18 protein-coding genes are annotated in these 17,848 nt (G+C 66.6%); 9 read left to right on the forward strand and 9 right to left on the reverse strand.

The genetic code is table 11. From position 1 onward, the window contains the following. Nucleotides 1-32 precede the first annotated feature (32 nt). Genes ACED67_RS10830 through ACED67_RS10840 form a run of 3 tightly spaced genes read right to left on the reverse strand, consistent with a single transcriptional unit; the run spans nucleotide 33 to nucleotide 4,722 of the window. Nucleotides 33-2,858 (reverse strand): DUF4159 domain-containing protein, encoded by a 2,826-nt coding sequence (locus ACED67_RS10830; RefSeq protein WP_395541626.1) that lies wholly within the window; start codon nucleotides 2,856-2,858, stop codon nucleotides 33-35. Further along, the gene (locus tag ACED67_RS10835; RefSeq protein WP_395541627.1) at nucleotides 2,858-3,721 is read right to left on the reverse strand and encodes a DUF58 domain-containing protein; all 864 of its coding nucleotides are present in this window, start codon (nucleotides 3,719-3,721) and stop codon (nucleotides 2,858-2,860) included. Before ACED67_RS10835 ends, ACED67_RS10830 begins: the two co-directional genes overlap by 1 nt. Then, nucleotides 3,718-4,722: an AAA family ATPase gene (locus tag ACED67_RS10840; protein WP_395541628.1), complete on the reverse strand. Its 1,005-nt coding sequence runs from the start codon at nucleotides 4,720-4,722 to the stop codon at nucleotides 3,718-3,720. The genes ACED67_RS10835 and ACED67_RS10840 overlap by 4 nt, the downstream gene beginning before the upstream one ends. Before the next feature lie 205 nt (nucleotides 4,723-4,927). Between ACED67_RS10840 and ACED67_RS10845 the strand changes: the two genes are divergently transcribed. Both ACED67_RS10845 and ACED67_RS10850 read left to right on the forward strand, forming a co-directional pair. Next, nucleotides 4,928-5,497 carry a DUF1285 domain-containing protein gene (locus ACED67_RS10845; RefSeq protein WP_395541629.1) on the forward strand — a complete coding sequence of 190 codons (570 nt, stop codon included), beginning with the start codon at nucleotides 4,928-4,930 and terminating at the stop codon, nucleotides 5,495-5,497. Nucleotides 5,498-5,507: 10 nt separating this feature from the next. Next, nucleotides 5,508-6,278, forward strand: coding sequence for a hydroxypyruvate isomerase family protein (locus ACED67_RS10850; protein WP_395541630.1), 771 nt, complete (start codon nucleotides 5,508-5,510; stop codon nucleotides 6,276-6,278). A 6-nt stretch (nucleotides 6,279-6,284) separates the two neighbouring features. On the opposite strand, the gene ACED67_RS10855 is transcribed toward ACED67_RS10850, so the two are convergent. The 3 genes from ACED67_RS10855 to ACED67_RS10865 all read right to left on the reverse strand — a co-directional run bounded on the left by ACED67_RS10855 (nucleotide 6,285) and on the right by ACED67_RS10865 (nucleotide 9,366). Then, entirely contained in the window at nucleotides 6,285-6,944 is a 660-nt protein-coding gene (locus tag ACED67_RS10855) for a hypothetical protein (protein WP_395541631.1), read from the reverse strand. Further along, nucleotides 6,944-7,717, reverse strand: coding sequence for a hypothetical protein (locus ACED67_RS10860; protein ID WP_395541632.1), 774 nt, complete (start codon nucleotides 7,715-7,717; stop codon nucleotides 6,944-6,946). The genes ACED67_RS10855 and ACED67_RS10860 overlap by 1 nt, the downstream gene beginning before the upstream one ends. 131 nt (nucleotides 7,718-7,848) lie before the next feature. Beyond that, entirely contained in the window at nucleotides 7,849-9,366 is a 1,518-nt protein-coding gene (locus ACED67_RS10865) for a caspase family protein (RefSeq protein ID WP_395541633.1), read from the reverse strand. A 273-nt stretch (nucleotides 9,367-9,639) separates the two neighbouring features. Here ACED67_RS10865 and ACED67_RS10870 point away from each other — a divergent pair, with 273 nt between their 5' ends. Then, on the forward strand, nucleotides 9,640-9,825 hold the full coding sequence (locus ACED67_RS10870) for a zinc-finger domain-containing protein (RefSeq protein ID WP_395541634.1): 186 nt from the start codon (nucleotides 9,640-9,642) through the stop codon (nucleotides 9,823-9,825). A 177-nt stretch (nucleotides 9,826-10,002) separates the two neighbouring features. Here the strand turns inward: ACED67_RS10870 and ACED67_RS10875 are convergent, their stop codons facing one another. After that, nucleotides 10,003-10,494, reverse strand: coding sequence for a GNAT family N-acetyltransferase (locus tag ACED67_RS10875; protein ID WP_395541635.1), 492 nt, complete (start codon nucleotides 10,492-10,494; stop codon nucleotides 10,003-10,005). 211 nt (nucleotides 10,495-10,705) lie between these two features. Beyond that, nucleotides 10,706-10,909: a hypothetical protein gene (locus ACED67_RS10880; protein ID WP_395541636.1), complete on the reverse strand. Its 204-nt coding sequence runs from the start codon at nucleotides 10,907-10,909 to the stop codon at nucleotides 10,706-10,708. 104 nt (nucleotides 10,910-11,013) lie between these two features. Between ACED67_RS10880 and polA the strand changes: the two genes are divergently transcribed. Genes polA through ACED67_RS10895 form a run of 3 tightly spaced genes read left to right on the forward strand, consistent with a single transcriptional unit; the run spans nucleotide 11,014 to nucleotide 14,525 of the window. Beyond that, nucleotides 11,014-13,824, forward strand: coding sequence for a DNA polymerase I (gene polA, locus ACED67_RS10885; protein WP_395541637.1), 2,811 nt, complete (start codon nucleotides 11,014-11,016; stop codon nucleotides 13,822-13,824). A gap of 12 nt (nucleotides 13,825-13,836) precedes the next feature. Then, entirely contained in the window at nucleotides 13,837-14,154 is a 318-nt protein-coding gene (locus tag ACED67_RS10890; RefSeq protein WP_395541638.1) for a hypothetical protein, read from the forward strand. Further along, a complete protein-coding gene (locus ACED67_RS10895; protein ID WP_395541639.1) occupies nucleotides 14,154-14,525 on the forward strand; it encodes an MmcQ/YjbR family DNA-binding protein in 372 nt (123 codons plus the stop codon). Before ACED67_RS10890 ends, ACED67_RS10895 begins: the two co-directional genes overlap by 1 nt. Here the strand turns inward: ACED67_RS10895 and ACED67_RS10900 are convergent. After that, entirely contained in the window at nucleotides 14,522-15,418 is an 897-nt protein-coding gene (locus tag ACED67_RS10900) for a LysR family transcriptional regulator (protein ID WP_395541640.1), read from the reverse strand. The two genes, ACED67_RS10895 and ACED67_RS10900, sit on opposite strands and share 4 nt — an antisense overlap. Nucleotides 15,419-15,547: 129 nt before the next feature. On the opposite strand from ACED67_RS10900, the gene ACED67_RS10905 reads away from it, so the two are divergent. From ACED67_RS10905 to ACED67_RS10915, 3 genes are all read left to right on the forward strand, one after another. Further along, the gene (locus tag ACED67_RS10905; protein ID WP_395541641.1) at nucleotides 15,548-15,967 is read left to right on the forward strand and encodes a DoxX family protein; all 420 of its coding nucleotides are present in this window, start codon (nucleotides 15,548-15,550) and stop codon (nucleotides 15,965-15,967) included. 61 nt (nucleotides 15,968-16,028) lie between these two features. Further along, a complete protein-coding gene (gene ygiD, locus ACED67_RS10910; RefSeq protein ID WP_395541642.1) occupies nucleotides 16,029-16,850 on the forward strand; it encodes a 4,5-DOPA-extradiol-dioxygenase in 822 nt (273 codons plus the stop codon). Nucleotides 16,851-16,863: 13 nt separating this feature from the next. Further along, nucleotides 16,864-17,838, forward strand: coding sequence for a glutathione S-transferase family protein (locus tag ACED67_RS10915; protein WP_395541643.1), 975 nt, complete (start codon nucleotides 16,864-16,866; stop codon nucleotides 17,836-17,838). Nucleotides 17,839-17,848: the final 10 nt, after the last annotated feature.

Consider the following 17,848-nt stretch of genomic DNA (forward strand, 5'->3'; position numbering starts at 1 on the left):
GGGCGTGAAGACGATGCCGGAGACGGGAAGGTTCACTGGCCCAGCCTTTCCAGAAGCGCGGGCACATGGACCTGATCGGATTTGTAGTTGCCGGTCAGCACATGCATGATCAGGTTGATGCCGAAGCGGTAGGAAATCTCGCGCTGGCGCTCGCCCGCGAAGCCGCGCCCCACCGGCAGCATGGCGACGCCGTTCTCATCCGTGGCCCAGGCCGAGGCCCAGTCATTGCCGCCGATCACCACCGGGGTCACACCATCATTCAGGTTGCGGAAGGGCACGCCTTCTTCGGCCGCCGCATCGGCGGGCGCGGCCTCGACCCAGAGGCTGCCCTGGCTGTAGCGGCCGGGGAATTCCTGGATCAGATAGAAGCTGCGGGTCAGGACATGGTCTGACGGGATCTGTTCGAGCGCAGGAATATCCAAACCCGCCGCGATGCGCTGCAGCGCCTCGGATTCGGGCGTGCTGCCGCCAAAGGCCGAGACATCGGCATCGCGCGTGTCGAACAGGATCATGCCGCCGGTGCGGAGATACTGGTTCAGCTTCTGATAGGCGGCGTCCGAAGGGGTGGGCATCGACGCCGTGACGGGCCAGTAAAGGAACGGAAAGAAGGCCAGCTCGTCCTTCTCGATATCCACCGCCATCGGTTCTGCCGGTTCGATCGCCGTGCGTTCCCACAGCCGGTCGCCCAGGCCCCGCAGGCCCGCCTGCGCCATGTCATCCACCGTCGCATCGCCGGTCAACACATGGGCCAGAACCACTGCGCTGGTGGCCTGGATGGCGAAATCGTCGCCAGGTTTCGGCCCTTCCGGTTCGGCCGCCGGGGCAGCGGCCGGGGGCGTGGTCTCTTGCGCCAGAGCCGGGCCGCCGGGCGCCAAGCTGAGAACGAAGGCCGCCAAAGCCAGCGCGGCCGCCGCCCGGCTCAGCCCGGTCAACCGGCCTGCCAGATACAGCGCCGCGAGGATATCGAGCAGCAGGAAAGACAGGGCCGCCGTGAGGAAGGCGCCCTTCAACGAGCGTTCCGGCGCGGCGGCAAGGCCCTCGACCGGCACATCCGCGGGCCAGGCTGCCGGCTTCAGCTCCACTTCCGCCCCCACCACATTCACCGCCACGCGCCGATCCTGCCCGGCATAAAGACCGGGCGGCTGATCCGCCCCCGGCCCTTCGGCGATGGCCTTGGCCAGAACGCCGCCTTCGACGCCGGCAATCGCTCCGGCATCCTGTTCTTCGCCCCAGACATCGAGCACGGTTTCCGGCACCCAGACCTGGCCTTCCAGATCGGCGGCCTCGGGCGTGGCGGGCCGGGTCGAGACCGCAAGCCGCTCGAGCATCTGCACGAACAGCCCCGAAAGGGGCAGCGAGGACCATTCGGCATTGGCCGTCACATGGACCAGCACGACCGACCCTTCGCCCAGCGCCTTGCGCGTGACCAGCGGCGTGCCGTCTTCCAGCGCGGCGATGGTGCGCTCGGCCAGATCGGGGTCGGGCTGGGCCAGGATCTGTTCATTGACCTGCACATCGTCGGGAATATGCAGGCCGAAGAAGGGGCTGGTTTCCGGGAAGGGCGCCAGTTTCTTCGGCTCGCCCCAGCTCATCGCGCCGCCGACAGTGCGGCCGCCTTCGCGCAGGCGCACCGGCATCAGCGGATCTTCCTGCGCGCGCGAGATGTCGCTTGCCGCCATGCGCGGCCCGGCGAAGCGCAGAAGAAGCCCGCCCTTCGACACCCATTCCTCAAGCGCGGTTTCCTCGGCAGGCGCCAGCCGCGCCACATCGGCCAGGATCACCACATCCGGCCCGGCCAGGACGGCATCGGTGACGGACCCTTCGATCAGATCAGCCACCGGGGTCAGCGCCTGACGCAGATAATGTGTGGGCGACAGCAGTTGCAGGCCTTCCTGCGCGGCGCCCGGGCCGATCAGCGCGACCTTGCGGCGCTTCAGGCTGTCATCGGCTAGACTGACGGCACCTGCATTGCGCAGCCCCTCGATCTCGAACCGAACCACGCGGTTGCGCAATTCGGGCGGCATGTCCATCACCGCCTCGGCCTCGGTCATCCCGGCGGCGAAAGACACGCTCGTGCGCGCCAGTTCGCGGGTGATCCCCGCCGGATCGGGACCGCGGCCCACAACCTCGATATCGACCGGATCGCCCGCGGGCAGGCGGCTGGCGCGGACCACGACCTTGCCGTCCTTGAACCCGGCCGGACGCAGGGCCAGAAGCGGGCGCGGGCTTTCGATCACCGACAGAGCGCCCTTGTCCTGGAACACCGCGGCCAGCGCCTCGCGCCCGTCATGCGCCAGCCCGTCGGACAGCCAGACGGTATCAAAGCTCTCGGCGGGCAGCTTTTCGGCCCAATCCTCAAGATGGCGCGGCGCCCAGGGCTGCGGCTCCATCGCCGCAACGCGGCCCGCCCAGGCATCGGCGGTCTGGAACTCCACCTCCTGCGGCGCATCGGTCAGGCGGATCACCGCCACGGTGCGCCCGTCGCGCCCGGCATCTTGCAGGATCTGCCCCGCGCGTTCCACCCGGCGCGCCCAATCCCGCGCATCGGCCCAGCCACCATCCATCACCACCAGAAGCGGGCCGGACCCTGCCGGTTTCTGTTCAGGGTTCAGGATCGGCCCGGCAAATCCAATGATCACCGCAGCCACGGCCAACATGCGCAGCAGCAAAAGCCACCAGGGCGTCTTGTCGGTCTCGGCATCGTCATCGCGCAGGCCCAAGAGCAGCGCCACGCCGGGAAAGCGGCGGCGGATCGGTGCGGGTGGCACGGCGCGCAGCAGGAACCACAGGATCGGCAGGGCGATCAGGCCCCAGAGAAGCCAGGGCGACAGAAAGCCCAAAGGGCCAAGCGTGAACATCAGCGGCCGCGCTCCAGCGCCTGATAAAGCCACAAAAGCGCCGATTGCGCCGGGCTGCCGGTGTGATGGGTGCTGTAATGCCAGCCCACGGCGCGGGCCAGCGTGGTGAGGCGGTCCTTGCGTTCGGCAAGACGCGCCAGATAGCGATCGCGCAGTTCGCCGGCCTTCTGCGTCTCATGCCGCAGCGTGCCGCCCACGGATTCAAAGATCGTGCGACCGTCGAAGGGAAATTCCTCTTCGGCCGGGTCCAGCACCTGCAACAATGCGCCGCGCACGCCGCGGTCGCTGGCGCGGGCCAGAGCGGTTTCCACCCCCGCAAGATCGCCCAGGAAATCCGAAACAAAAACCGCGCGGCCATGGCTGACCATGCCCTCGGCCAAGGGCGCGCCATATTCCGCCGCGTCCACCTCGCCCGCCAGCCGCGCGGCCAGCCGGACGATCTGGCTGCGGCCCGAGCGCGGCAGGGCCAGCCCGGCCAGCCCCACCCTTTCGCCACCGCGCAACAGAAGCACCGCCAGTGCCAGCGCGATCAGCCGGGCGCGGTCGGATTTGGGGGCGTTCTTCGCGCTGGAAAACTGCATCGAGCGCGAGGGATCGACCCAGAGCGTCACCGATTGCGCCGCCTGCCATTCGCGCTCGCGCACGAAATGCGCATCCGACCGGGCCGAACGGCGCCAGTCGATCATACGGGCGGAGTCGCCCTGATGCGCCGGGCGGTATTGCCAGAATTCATCGCCCAGCCCCGCCCGGCGCCGGCCATGTTCGCCCAGCATCACGGTCGCGGCCAGCATTTCGGCCTCGGCCAGAAGCGGGGGCAGCGTCTGCCCCAGCGCCTCTGCGCGTGCCTGAAGTTCAAGGCTCACGCGGCGGCCTCAAGGCCAAGGGTGCGCGAGGAGACACGGGCGATGATGCCGGCCAGCGTCTCGCCCCGCGCACGGGCGGCGAAGGACAATGCCATACGATGCGTCAGGCAGGCCGGGGCAAGGGCGGCCACATCCTCGACCGAGGGGACAAGGCGGCCCTGCAACAGCGCACGGGCGCGCACCGTCAACATCAAGGCTTGGGCGGCGCGCGGGCCGGGCCCCCAGGCCAGGCTGTCGGACAGATCGCGGCCTTCGGCCTCGCCCGGGCGGCAGGCACGGACGAGATCGAGGATGGATTCGACGACCTTCTCGCCCACCGGCATCCGCCGCACCACGCTTTGCGCCGCGATTAGCGCCCCGGCGGTGAAGACCTGATGGCTGGTCGCCTCTTCGGCGCCGGTGGTGGCCAGAAGGATATCGCGTTCGACCGCGCGGGTCGGGTAATCGACATCGGCCTGCACCAGGAACCGGTCAAGCTGTGCCTCGGGCAGCGGATAGGTGCCTTCCTGCTCGATCGGGTTCTGGGTGGCCAGAACATGGAAGGGGCGACCAAGCGGTCGGTGCTGGCCCGCGATGGTCACCTCTTTCTCCTGCATGGCCTGCAGAAGCGCCGACTGGGTGCGCGGGCTTGCGCGGTTGATTTCATCGGCCATCAGCAACTGGCAGAAGACCGGGCCTTCCAGGAAACGGAAGGCGCGGCTGCCATCGGCGGCGGTCTCGAGCACTTCCGAACCCAGGATGTCGGCGGGCATCAGATCAGGGGTGAACTGGACGCGATTGGCGTTCAGACCCATCACCGTGCCCAGCGTGTCGACAAGACGGGTCTTGCCCAGGCCCGGCAGGCCCACCAGCAGCGCGTGGCCGCCGCAGAGCATCGAGGCAAGGACAAGGTCGACAACCTTTTCCTGGCCGATGAAGCGGCGGTTGATGCTGGCCTTGGCCTCGGCCAACTGGCCCCCAAGCGCCTCGATTTCCTGCACCAGAGCATCCTCTGCGGCCATGTCGAACATCCTTCCAGCGTCCCGGATCGCGGCCATTAGAGCGAAACACGCGTCCGGGCACAAATGGCAAAAGCCGCCTTGACACAAATGATCGTGAAACTGCCGCGAGACCGGGTGTTCGCCGGCGGTCTTCGTTCCCTTGTGGCCGCATTTTCCTTGGCCCCGCGCCGCCCCGGCCCTATATGGCAAGGCCAAGAGAGGACGTATGACCGCACCCAATGCCGATACGCTTGCCGCCGCCGCGAAGGCTGCGGGGAAGAAGGGCCTGCCGCCCGTCCATCTGTGGAACCCGCCCTTTTGCGGCGATCTGGACATGCGCATCGCCCGCGACGGGACGTGGTGGTATCTTGGCACCCCCATCGGACGGGCGCCGCTGGTCAAACTGTTCTCCTCGATCCTGAAGCGTGAAGGCGACGCCTATTTCCTGGTGACACCCGTCGAAAAGGTCGGGATCAGGGTCGATGACGCGCCGCTTCTTGCCGTGGATTTCGCCGCTGAAGGAACGGGCCGCAACCAGCGCCTGACTTTCGTGACCAGAACCGAGGACGAAGCGGTCGCGGGCCGCGACCATCCGATCCGGGTCGAACGCTCTGCGGATGGCGAGCCGTCGCCCTATATCCTGATCCGAAGCAATCTCTGGGCGCTGATCGACCGCAAATCCTTTTACCGTTTGGTCGAATTGGGTTGCCACGAGCCCCATGAGGGCGCTAGCTGGTTCGGCCTCTGGTCCTCGGGGGAATTCTTTCCCGTCATCCCCTCTGTGGAATTGCCCTGACCCTTTCCCGATGCCCCGTTTCGCCGCCAACCTGACGCTTCTTTTCACCGAAGTGCCGATGCAAGAGCGCGCGGCCTATGCCGCCCGTGCCGGATTCGACGGTGTCGAGGTGCTGTTCCCCTATGACCTGCCGGTGGCGGAGTGGGACAAGGCGCTGGCGGGGCTGCCGCTGGTGCTGATCAACACGCCGCCGGGCGACTGGATCTCGGGCGACCGCGGCTTTGCGGCACGACCGGGCGACGAGGCCACCTTTCGCGACGGGTTCCTGCGGGCGGCGGATTACGCCACGCGGCTGGGCGGCGCGCAGGTCCATGTCATGGCGGGCGTGGCCAAGGGACCGCAGGCCGAGGCGACCTATGCCGAGAACCTGGCCTGGGCCGCGGCGCAGGCGCCGGACCTGCGGCTCTGTATCGAGCCGCTGAACCCCGAGGACATGCCGGGCTATTTCCTGAACGACTACGACCAGGCGGCGCGGATCGTCACCGATATCGGCTGTGACCGGATCGGGCTGCAATTCGACCTCTGGCACGCCGCACGGCTGCATGGCGATCCAAGCGCGGTCTGGGATCGCTATCGCGACCAGATCAGTCATGTGCAGATCGCGGGCTTCCCGGCCCGGAACGAGCCGGGCGGCGGCGGCTTCTCGCTGCCTGCGCTCTGCGACGCTGTGGATGCGATGGAGAATGTCTGGATCGCGGCCGAATACCGCCCGGCGCGCGGCACGGCGCAGGGTCTGGGCTGGCTGACCGCGCTGAAGGGGCGCAGCCAGCCGATCGGCTGAACCGGCCTAAAGCGAGCGCAGCAGCACGGTGTTCGAATTCACCGCCGCCGAGATCGCGGTGAAGTTCGCGGCCTCATCCGAATTGCTGGCCGAGCGCAGCAGGATCGTGCCCGTTTCCTGAATGATACCGATCGCGGCGGCGGAAACCTCGTCAAGCTTCGCCGTCTCGACCGCGCGCAGCGGCCGGGTCGAGCGGCGCTCTTCGCCCGAGCGGGTGGTATGGGCGATGCCCGGGCGCAGGGTGGCGGATTCATTGGCCGCGGCCAGCCTCGACAGGTCGGCCGAGGCCTTTTTCAGCGCGGCGCGGGCCGGGGCATATTTGCTGCCCTGCGGGATCGCCTCCGCCGCCCGGTTCAACTCGTCGCTCAGACAGTCGATCACATACTCCTTCTTCTCAAGCCATCCGCAGTAGTCGCGCCCGACGTTGATGGAATTGACGATCTGCGCGGCTTCCGGCGTCAGCTCGTCGTCCGGGACGGTGCCAAGGGCGCGCGGCACGAAGATCGGACCGGCATCGACAGTGATCTTGGGCGGGAAGACCGGGCCGGGCGTGACCGGCCCCTCGCCCGCGAAGACCTCCATCACCGGCAGGGGCCAGAGCGCTGTGGCAAGGGCGGCGGTCAGTGTCAGCGCGCGCGGCGCACGGAGAAGCGTTTGGCGCGCCATCAGAATTTCCCTCCGAACAGCTTGTCGGTGACCCAGGTGGCTTGCAAGGTCACCCGGCGCGCATCGTTCTGGTCGAAGGCATCGTCCAGCGAGGCGGTGAAATGCATGTTGGGCAGGCCATCAAGGCGGAAGCCTGTGCCCAGCGCCACCTCATCACCCGTCCAGGCGGCCGAGACGGCAAGATGTTCCGTCAGGCCCATGCCGATGCCGAAATATCCACCCGGATCTTGGCCGTAATTGCGGATATGCGTTCCCGCGCCCAGCGTGATCATCAGGGGCTTCGGGCCGCTTGCCGTCTGGATCGAGGGAAAGGCCGAAACGATCAGGTCCACACTTTCCTCATTCTGCGAACTGTCGCCCCAGGGCACAAGATTGTCGGCGCTGATGCCAAGATAGACCGGCATCTGTCCTTCGGGCGTCACCCGGCGCGAGGCCTTGAGCGACAGATAGCCCGAATCGCCGAAATCGTCAGACAGCGAGGTAATGTTCGCCGTGACCTGAAAGCCGATCCCGGTCTCGGCACTGCCGAAGCCCGCGCCCAGGCTCATCGAACCATCGGTGCGGTCGATCAGGCCGCTGCCGCCCGAGACATTCACCCGATCCGACGACCAGGCGCCGGACACGAAGGCCAGGCCGCCGGGCGCGGTGGTGGCGCTTTTGATGCCGGTCATGGTCAGGTAGATGTCGCTGGTCTCGGCCACGGCCGGCACCGCAAACGCCGCAAGCGCCGGGGCCAGCCCGACAAGCGCCGCCAGAATCGCGCGTTCGGTCATCGTAATCATCCTTGCCATCAATGGCGCGATGATGGCCCTGCAACCCTTGCTTGTCTATCTTCTGACGCAGGGGCATATAAGATTTCCTGACGGTGCGGCGACGGTCGCACAGGAACCATGCGCGGGACGGGTCAGGCGTCCTTGATGCCGAAGGCGCGGCGCATCGCCGCCGCCGTGCCGGGGCCGATATCGCCGTCGATCTTGCCGTCGTAAAAGCCCTTGTCGCGCAGAATGCGCTGCAAGGCCTCGCGCGTGGCCGGTTCAAACTGCTCTTTCATCAGGGGCGCCACCGACAGGACCCGCGCATTGCCCGAGCGCAGCGCCTCATAAAGCAGCCTGGCCGAATCCTCGGGCCCGCGGCCCGACACCATGCCATCGTCAATCAGCGCGGCGAGGTTATACTGCGCCTCGGGGTCGCGGGCGGCGGCGGCCTGGGTGAAATAATGGATGCCGGTCGCCGGGTCCGAGGGCAGGCCGTACATGCCTTGGAAATGGATGAACCCCAATTCATTCAAGGCATTGCCATAGCCCTGTTCCGCCGACATCCGATACAGGTCCAGCGCGCGCTGCGGGTCGGGCGGGCCGCCGATGCCCTGTTCCAGCAGCCGGGCAAGTTCGAATTGCGCCTCGGGCGACCCGGCCTTGGCGGCGCGCTCGAACCAGTCGCGGGCGGCCACCGGGTCAAAGGCGGGATCGGCCTTGTTCAGCTTGATGTAGCCCAGGCCTAGGATCGAGCGGGTGTCACCCTTTTCGGCCTGGGCCTGCAACAGCGCCTCCTGATCGGCGCCCAGCGCGGCCCAGCCCTGCTGGCGATCCTCGGCCGCGCCAACATCGGCCTCGCCGTCGCGCGGGCCTGCGACATAGAAGGGTGTTCCGGGCAGCGAACCGTAGGAATAGGGCTGTTGCAGATTGCCGGTGGCCCGCATCACCTCGTCGCGGACCTGACGCACCATGGTGCCGACCTCAAGCCCCGGCTGGCCCAGATTGTCGATCAGCGCGCGGGCAAAGGGGCTGTGGCCATCCACGCCGTCCAGGGCCGCAAGCCCGTGTTCGGCGGCATAGAAGACCAGCGTGCCGCGGTCGGGATCGGTCGGCGCCAGCCCGGCGGATCCCGAGGCGCTGCGGGTATTGCCAGTGCGCCCGTCCGAGGCTTTCTCGTCCAGCGCGATATTGTCGGCGAAGGGATTGTCGCGGCAACTGTCGAGCAGGACGATGCCCATCTTGCGGGCATGGCCCACCGCGGCCTCGAAATCGGCAAGCGAGAGCGAGGCCGCCTGCACCTCGAGATTGCTTTTCACATCGGCATCGACCGGGATCAGGAAATTCTGTCCCTGCACCTCGACGCCATGACCCGCGAAATAGATCAGCGCCAGATCCGCCGTCTCGGCCTGGAAGGAAAAATCCGAAAGAGTTTCAACCAGTTCCGCTTTTGGAGCATTCAGCGACAGGGTGACAGTGAAGCCTGAATCCTGCAAGACGCGGCCAACGCCACGCGCGTCGTTGATCGTGTTGTCGAGCGTGACGATATGTTCATAGGCCGCCATCCCGATGACCAGAGCAAGCTTCTCGGCCCGCACCGGAGCGGCGGGCAGCGCCAGGATGGCGAAGCCAAGGAGCAGGAAAAACGGGCGGGTCAGGCGCGACAGCATGGGGCAAACCGACAAGATGGTCCCCGCAGCCTGGGCCTTGGGGCCGGAAAAGAAGGCGGTCCATCCCGTTGGAGAAGGACCAGAATGACCCGATCATGCCGCAACTGCGCGACGAGGGCCAGCAGGGAAAACGGCACGGCCCGGCGCCTCGCCGAACTGTGAGGCGGACGGTGCCGCCTGCGCGCGTCGCGCGGCTTTTGCGCTGACCCGGCCTTGATGCGCCCCCTGCCCTGCCGCTATGATGCGGAAAACCCAGCCAGCGCAGGCCAGAGAATGACGATTTCCGCCCCCGAGACCAAGACCGTGACCTCCTGGAAAGTCGCCTGCGACGGTGGCGAAGGGGCGCTTGGCCATCCGCGCGTGTGGCTGGCGATCCCCGAAGACAAGGGCTGGGTCGAATGCGGCTATTGCGACCGCCGTTTCGAGATCGACCGCGCCCATGCCCAGGACGATCACTGAGCGGCGACGTCTGACCCCCTGATCCAAGCCTTTTTCAGCGGTTCGGCAGCGTCTTCCGAACGTCTTCCAAAGGTCTTCCCAACGTCTTCCGCAAGAAGCGCGGCGACGCGACCCTGACCCGTGGCGAATGGCGGGTTTGCGGGTCTGCACCCGCCCCCGCCCTTGGCCAGTCTGCGGCTAGGCCAGCGTCACAGCGAAGCGCGGCCCGGCAGCGGGCAGCTCGGCCAGCCCCATCTGGCGATAGGCCGCGACCGCGCCCGGATTGCGCGCATCGGCCCGGATGGTCAGCCGCGCGGCCGCTCCCGCCTGCGCCAGCAGCCGCGCCGCCTCGATCAGCGCCCGGCCAAGGCCCTGGCCGCGGAAGGGGGGCTGGACATAGAGATGGGTGACATCCTGCACCATCCGGCCCGAGATCATCTCATGCCGGCGCGTGACCAGCGCGTAGCCCACCGGGTCGCGGGCGGGGCTGCCGGGCAGGCAGGCGACAAGGACAAGGGCCTCGCCGGTCTCGAAACACAGTTCTGCCAGCCGCAGCGGGGTGATCGTCGCGGCATCGCCGTGATGGGCCGCCAGCGCGATCAGCATCCGGTGGACTTCCGGCAGGTCTTCGGGCCGGGCGGGGCGGATGGCGCCGCAGGCGGCGGCATCCTGTTTGGACTGGGCGGTCATCTTGGGTCTTCCTTCGCTTCTGGCCCGCGAAGGGTGCGACCATGGCCTGTCCCTTGCGGGCGGCCATTTCAGGGATCAGTTTTCAGGGAAAGCTGCCCGGCCGCCTATATGGCGTCGGACCAATAAAACGAGGCGGGGGCGGACAGGTGCAGCATGGGCGCGAAGATGGCGCGGCGGCGGGAAACTGTCAATCGGCTTTGACGGGCCAGCGTCACGACCGCCGCCAGCCCAGAAGCGCCCCGAGGATCGCGCCCACCACCCCGGCAGCCGGTGCCATGAAGAAGATCACCCCCATGGCATAGGCGCCCTCGGCCTGCGAGACCGGCCAGAGCGATGGCACGATCACCCCGGCCACCAACACCATGAGTCCCGCACCGAGTACAAGCCCGGCCAGACCCCAGACCAGCATACGCATAGCCCTGCCCTTCTGCCCCCGCGCGCCGGGGTGGCACCCTGCCCCCCTTCGCGTCTATAATCCGCCGGAACGCGTGCGGGGGCAATCAATATGAGTTTCGGGATATGAGTTTCGGCAAGGGCCATCACCTGCACCTGATCGACGGTTCGGCCTATATTTTCCGGGCCTATCACGCACTGCCGCCGCTGACGCGCTCGGACGGGCTGCCGATCGGCGCGGTGGCGGGATTCGCCTCGATCCTGTGGAACGAGATCACGCGCGACGCCAAGAATGCCGCGACCCATATCGCGGTGGTCTTCGACTATTCGTCCAAGACCTTCCGCAATGACATCTACGACCAGTACAAGGCCAACCGTCCGCCGCCGCCCGAGGATCTGCGACCGCAATTCCCGCTGACGCGCGAGGCGACGCGAGCGTTCAACGTGGCCTGCCTGGAGGTCGAGGGGTTCGAGGCCGATGACATCATCGCCAGCCTTGCGCGGCAGGCGGTCGAGGCCGGGGGAAGCTGCACGATCATCTCGTCCGACAAGGACCTGATGCAATTGATCCGGCCCGGCGTCGACATGCATGACCCGATGAAGAACCGCCCGATCGGCCCCGACGAGGTGATGGAGAAGTTCGGGGTCACGCCCGACAAGGTGGTGGATGTGCAGGCGCTGGCCGGCGACAGCACCGACAATGTGCCAGGTGCGCCGGGGATCGGGCTGAAGACGGCGGCGCTGTTGATCAACGAATATGGCGATCTCGATACGCTTCTGGCGCGGGCCGAAGAGATCAAGCAACCCAAGCGGCGCGAGGCGCTGACCGCCAATGCCGATCTGATCCGCATCTCGCGGCAACTGGTGTCGCTGGATGCGCAGGCCCCGGCGGGGGTGACGCTGGACGAGCTGGAGATCCGAAAGCCCGACGCCGAGAAGCTGATGGGTTTCCTGGCCGAAATGGAATTCCGCAGCCTGGCGCGGCGGGTTTCGGAGCGGCTGAAAGTGGCGGCGCCGGTGATCTCGGCGGCGGCGGAGGACAAGCCGCAGGCGCAGGAAGAGGCGGCTCAGGCCCCGTTCGACCACGCCGCCTATGTGGCGATCCGCGACCGCGCCAGTTTGGACCAGTGGATCGCCAAGATCGCGAATCTGGGCCATGTCGCCGTCGATACCGAGACGACAAGCCTGGACGAGATGCAGGCCGATCTGGTTGGCATTTCGCTGTCGTTCAAGGCGGGGGACGCGGCCTATATCCCGCTGGGCCACAGGCAGGGCGGCGGCGACCTGTTCGGCTCGGACGCTTTGGTCGAGGGCCAGCTGGGGCTGGAGGAGGCCCTGGCCGCGCTGAAGCCGGTTCTGGAGGATCCGTCGATCCAGAAGATCGGCCAGAACATGAAATATGACTGGAAGATCTTTGCCCGCCACGGCATCCGCATCACGCCTTTCGACGACACGATGCTGATGAGCTATGCCTTGCAGGCGGGGCTGAACAATCACGGCATGGACGAGCTTTCCGAGAAATACCTTGCCCATCGGCCGATCCCGATCAAATCGCTGCTGGGGTCGGGCAAGGCGCAGGTCACCTTTGACCGCGTGGGCATCGAGGATGCGGTGAAATATGCCGCCGAGGATGCCGACATCACGCTGCGCCTGTGGGAACAGTTCCGCCCGCAACTGCACCAGAAACGGGTGACAACGGTTTACGAGACGCTGGAGCGGCCGCTGGTGCCGGTTCTGGCCGATATGGAAATGGCCGGGATCACGGTGGATCGCGACGTGCTGGCGCGCATGTCCAACGCCTTTGCGCAGAAGCTGGCGCAATATGAAGACGAGATCCAGGAGATCGCGGGCGAGAAGTTCAATGTCGGCAGCCCCAAGCAATTGGGCGAGGTGCTGTTCGACCGCATGGGCGTGCCCGGCGGCGAGAAGGGCAAGACCGGGGCCTACGGCACCGGCGCCGACATTCTGGAAGACATCACCACGCTGGAAGACAGCCATCCGCAGGGGGCAAGGCTGGCGGCCAAGGTGCTGGACTGGCGGCAGATTTCCAAACTGAAATCGACCTATACCGATGCGCTGCAACAGGCGATCAACCCGGAAACCGGGCGGGTGCACACCTCTTATTCCATTGCCGGGGCGAATACCGGGCGGCTCGCCTCGACCGATCCGAACCTTCAGAACATTCCGGTGCGCACCGAGGAAGGCCGCCGCATCCGCGAGGCCTTCGTAGCAGGCCCGGACAAGGTTCTGGTCAGCCTGGATTACAGCCAGATCGAGCTGCGCATCCTGGCCCATATTGCCGATATCCCGGCGCTGCAGCAGGCCTTCAAGGATGGGATCGACATCCATGCGCTGACGGCCTCGGAAATGTTCAACGTGCCCCTGGACCAGATGACCGGCGAGATCCGGCGCCGGGCCAAGGCGATCAACTTTGGCGTCATCTACGGGATTTCGGGCTTTGGCCTGGCGCGCAACCTGCGGATTCCGCGGGCCGAGGCGCAGGGCTTCATCGACCGCTATTTCGAACGCTTCCCCGGCATCAAGGAATATATGGCCGAGACCGTGCGCTTTGCCCAGGCGAATGGCTATGTGCAGACGCTGTTCGGCCGCAAGATCCACACGCCCGACATCAATGCCAAGGGACCGGGCGCGGGCTTTGCCAAGCGCGCGGCGATCAACGCGCCGATCCAGGGCACGGCGGCCGATGTGATCCGCCGCGCGATGATCCGCATGCCTGCCGCCATCGCGCATCTGCCCGCGAAGATGCTGTTGCAGGTGCATGACGAATTGCTGTTCGAGGTCGAGGAAGGCGCCGCCGACGCTCTGGCCAAGGTGGCGAAGGATGTGATGGAAGGTGCGAACCTGCCGGTGGTGCCGCTGAAAGTGCCGCTGACGGTCGAGGCCGGGAAAGGACGCAACTGGGCCGAGGCCCATTAGGGGGAGGTGCATGTGAAGGGATGTCTTCTTGCAACGCTCGGCCTGCTGGCCCTTGCGACACCGCTTGCAGCCCAGACCGAGTTGCCGGATGAGGCGACGGGCGCGGTCTATGCCCTGACCGTCAACGCCGACGGCACGGCTGTGCTTGCCGGATCGGATGCGATCGACACCTTCACCCTGCGGCCCGACTGTTTCGCCAGCCATGAGATCTATGGCGTGGGCCTTTGGATGGTCGAGGGCGAGACCTGGCGGATCGAGATGGGCGGGTCGAAGATCGTCTCCTTTGCGGGCGCCCCGCCGCTTGACGCGGCCTGCCCGCCGCCGGGCTGATGATCCGCGACTGGTCCGAGCTGAAGGCCTTCGCCCTGTCGCTGGGCCTGCCGCAGGTCACGCTTTCCACCCCCTGGGGCCATGAGGCGCTGAAGGCACATGGCAAGATGTGGTGCTGGTGGGCCTATTATGCGGATGGTGCGGTCTTCCATGCCGACCGCGACGAGCGCGAGATGCTGATGGAGGCCGACCCCGAGACCTTTTTCCTGCATCCGCATTACGCGCCGCATGCGCTGGTGCTGGTGCGGGCCGGAAGGATCGACCCGGATTGGGCGCGGCCAAGGCTGATCCGGCAGTGGCGGGCGGCGGCGCCGAAACGCTGGCTGAAGGCCTGGGATGCGGCACAGGAAGAAGGTGGGACGGCGGGCTAAAGCACCCCGGCGAAACGGATGTCGGTCACGGCGAAGTCGATCAGGCTGCGCACCTTGCGCGGCAGGTTGCGGCCTTCCAGATAGACCGCCGAGATCGGGTTTGGCTCAAGCGCGAAGTCTTCCAGCAGCGCGACCAGTCGCCCGGCGGCCAAGGCTTCAGACAGCGCGAATCGCGGCGCGCAGACGACGCCCAGACCCGCTGCCGCCAATTCGCCCGCCGCGCGGGCCGAATTGACCAGGAAGCGGCCATTGACCTGCACCACCTCTTCCGCGGTCCCCTTGCCGAACACCCAGCGCCGGGCGCTTCGGCTGTTGGTGTCGATGATGCAGGCATGGCGGTCCAGATCGCGCGGATGGTCGGGCGCGCCGTGCTGCGCCAGATAGGCCGGGCTTGCCGCCACCGCCATCGGCAGATCGCCCAGCTTGCGCGTCTTGACCGAGAGCGCGCCCGAAGCCCCGATGCGGAAGGCAAGGTCGATGCCTTCCGCCGCCAGATCGGCATAGCGGTCGGAAAAGCGCAAATCGAGGGTCAGGCCGGGATGCTGCGTGCCGAAACGGCCCAGCATTCCGGCGATATAGGTCTCGCCAAAGGTCACCGGAGCCGAGACGCGGATCGTCCCGGAAAAGCCGCGCCGCCCCTCGGAGACATTGCCCAGGAGATCATCAAGATCATCCAGCACGGCAGGGGCGCGAGCCAGAAGGTCCTGCCCCGCAGGCGTCAGCCCGACCTTGCGGGTGGTGCGCTGGAACAGGCGCACGCCCAGCCGCGCCTCGAGCCCGGCCACGTATTTCGAGGTCAGCCTGTTCGACACGCCCAGCTGGTCCGCCGCAGCGGTGAAGGACCCGGTCTGGGCGGTGGCGACAAAGGCGCGCAATTCGTCGGTGAAATCCATCTTGCACCACTCCGAACAAATCGTGGGTAATCATTCCACGATATCGCCATTTTGTTCATAGACGGCAAGGCCTAGGTTCCACGGCATCGGAGGCCCCTCCCGGCCTCCTCCAGATTTCGGAGAGAAAAGATGACCGACACCAAGACCGCCCCCTATGCCATCCTCGCCCTGCGCCTTGTCACCGGCGCCCTGTTCCTGACCCATGGCCTGATCAAGCTTTTCGTCTTCACCCCTGCGGGCACTGCGGGCTATTTCGGCTCGATCGGACTGCCGGAATGGCTGGGCCCGCTGACCATGGTGATCGAGATCGCGGGTGGTCTTGCCCTGATCCTGGGCATCCTGCCGCGCCTCGTCTCGGTCGTGCTGACCTTTGTTCTGCTGGGCGCGGCCTATTACGGTCACGGCGCCAGCGGGTTCAACTGGTCGAACCCGAATGGCGGCTGGGAATATCCGGTGATGTGGGCCGCCGTGCAGGCCGCGATTGCCCTTCTGGGCGATGGCGCGCTGGCGCTGGTGCCGAGCAAGCGGCTTGCCAAGGCGACCGCCTGAGTCCCATCTGAAAACGGCCCGTCCGCGCAAGGGGCGGGCCCGTCCCTGAAAGGAGCACGCCATGAGCATCGTCTCGCAGCTTGACCGTCTCAAGGACCGCCTCTCGTCCAGCGACCGCATGCCCGTGGTCTTTCTGGGCCATGGCAGCCCGATGAACGCCATCGAAGACACGGATTATTCGCGCGGCTGGTCTGCCCTTGGCCGCAGCCTGCCCCGCCCGCAGGCGATCCTTGTCGTCTCGGCCCATTGGATGACCCATGGCAGCACGCTGGTCGATGTCTCGGCCTTGCCGAAGACGATCCATGATTTCTACGGCTTCCCGGACGAGCTTTACGCCCAGCAATATCCCGCCAAGGGCGACCCGGCGCTGGCGCGCGAGGTGGTCTCGCTGCTGGCCAGCCACCATGCGGAGGAAGACGACACCTGGGGGCTGGACCATGGCGCCTGGACGGTGCTGAAATTCCTGTATCCCGAGGCCGATGTGCCCGTCTTCCAGCTGTCGATCGACATGGCGGCGGACCTGCCGCAGCATATCGAGATCGGCCGGGCGCTGGCTGGGCTGCGCGACAAGGGCGTGCTGATCCTTGGCTCGGGCAATGTGGTGCACAATCTGCGTGCCATGCGCTGGGGCGGGCGGCCGCAGGATTTCGCGCTGGAATTCGACAAGCTCTTCGCCGACCGGCTGCAGGCGCGCGATCTGGCGCCGCTGGCCAGCCGCGCCGATTTGGGCACGCTGTTGCAGATGGCGCATCCGTCGCTGGACCATTACCTGCCGGCGCTGACCATCGCGGGCGCCAGCGATGCGCGCGACAGCCTGAGCTTCATGAACAATTCGATCGACCTGGGCAGCGTTTCGATGCGGTCCTTCGTCTTCCACGCCTGAAAGGAGCCGCGCCATGCTGGTGAACGGCAGATGGACCGACAACTGGCACCCGGTGCAGGCCAGTGACGACAAGGGGCGCTTCGTGCGCCAGGTCTCGGGCTTTCGCAACTGGATCACGCCGGATGGCAGCGCCGGGCCGACCGGGTCGGCCGGGTTCAAGGCCGAAGCCGGGCGGTACCGGCTTTATGTCGCGCTGATCTGCCCCTGGGCCTCGCGCACGCTGATCGCGCGTAAGCTGAAGGGGCTGGACCGGCTGATCCCCGTGACGGTGGTGAACCCCATGCTGGGGGCGCAGGGCTGGTCATTCGGCGGCTATGACGGGGCCGAGGAAGACCCGCTTTTCGCGGCGCGCCATCTGCATGAGATCTATACCCGCGCCGATGCCGGTTACACCGGCCGGGCGACGGTGCCGGTCTTGTGGGACATGCGGCAGAACGTGATGGTGAACAATGAAAGCGCCGATATCCTGCGGATGTTCGACACTGCGTTCGAGGGGCTGGTGCCATCTGATCTGCGGCTTTATCCCGAAGATCTGGCGGGCGAGATCGACGCGTTGAACGCGCGGATGTACGATCAGTTCAACAATGGCGTCTACAAGGCGGGCTTCGCGCAAAGCCAGGCCGCCTATGACGAGGCGGTCGAGGGTGTCTTCACCTTTTTGGACGAGATGGAGGGGCGGCTGACGGGCGATTACCTGTTCGGCGACCAGCTGACCGAAAGCGATATCCGGGCCTTCGTGACGCTGATCCGCTTTGATGCCGCCTATCACGGGTTGTTCAAGGCCAACCGCCGCCAGATCGCCGATTACCCGCGCCTGTCGGCCTATCTGGAGCGGATGCTATCGCTGCCAGGCGTGGCCGAAACGGTCAACATGGACCATATCACCCGCGGCTATTACGCGATCAAGGCGCTGAACCCGAACGGCATCCGCCCGACCGGACCTGCCCATGTGGCCGAGATGCTGGCGCGGGCCGGGGCGCAGGGCTGAAGGTCAGACA

It is taken from the genome of Neotabrizicola paludis, assembly GCF_044142105.1.
Taxonomy (GTDB): Bacteria; Pseudomonadota; Alphaproteobacteria; order Rhodobacterales; family Rhodobacteraceae; genus Pseudogemmobacter.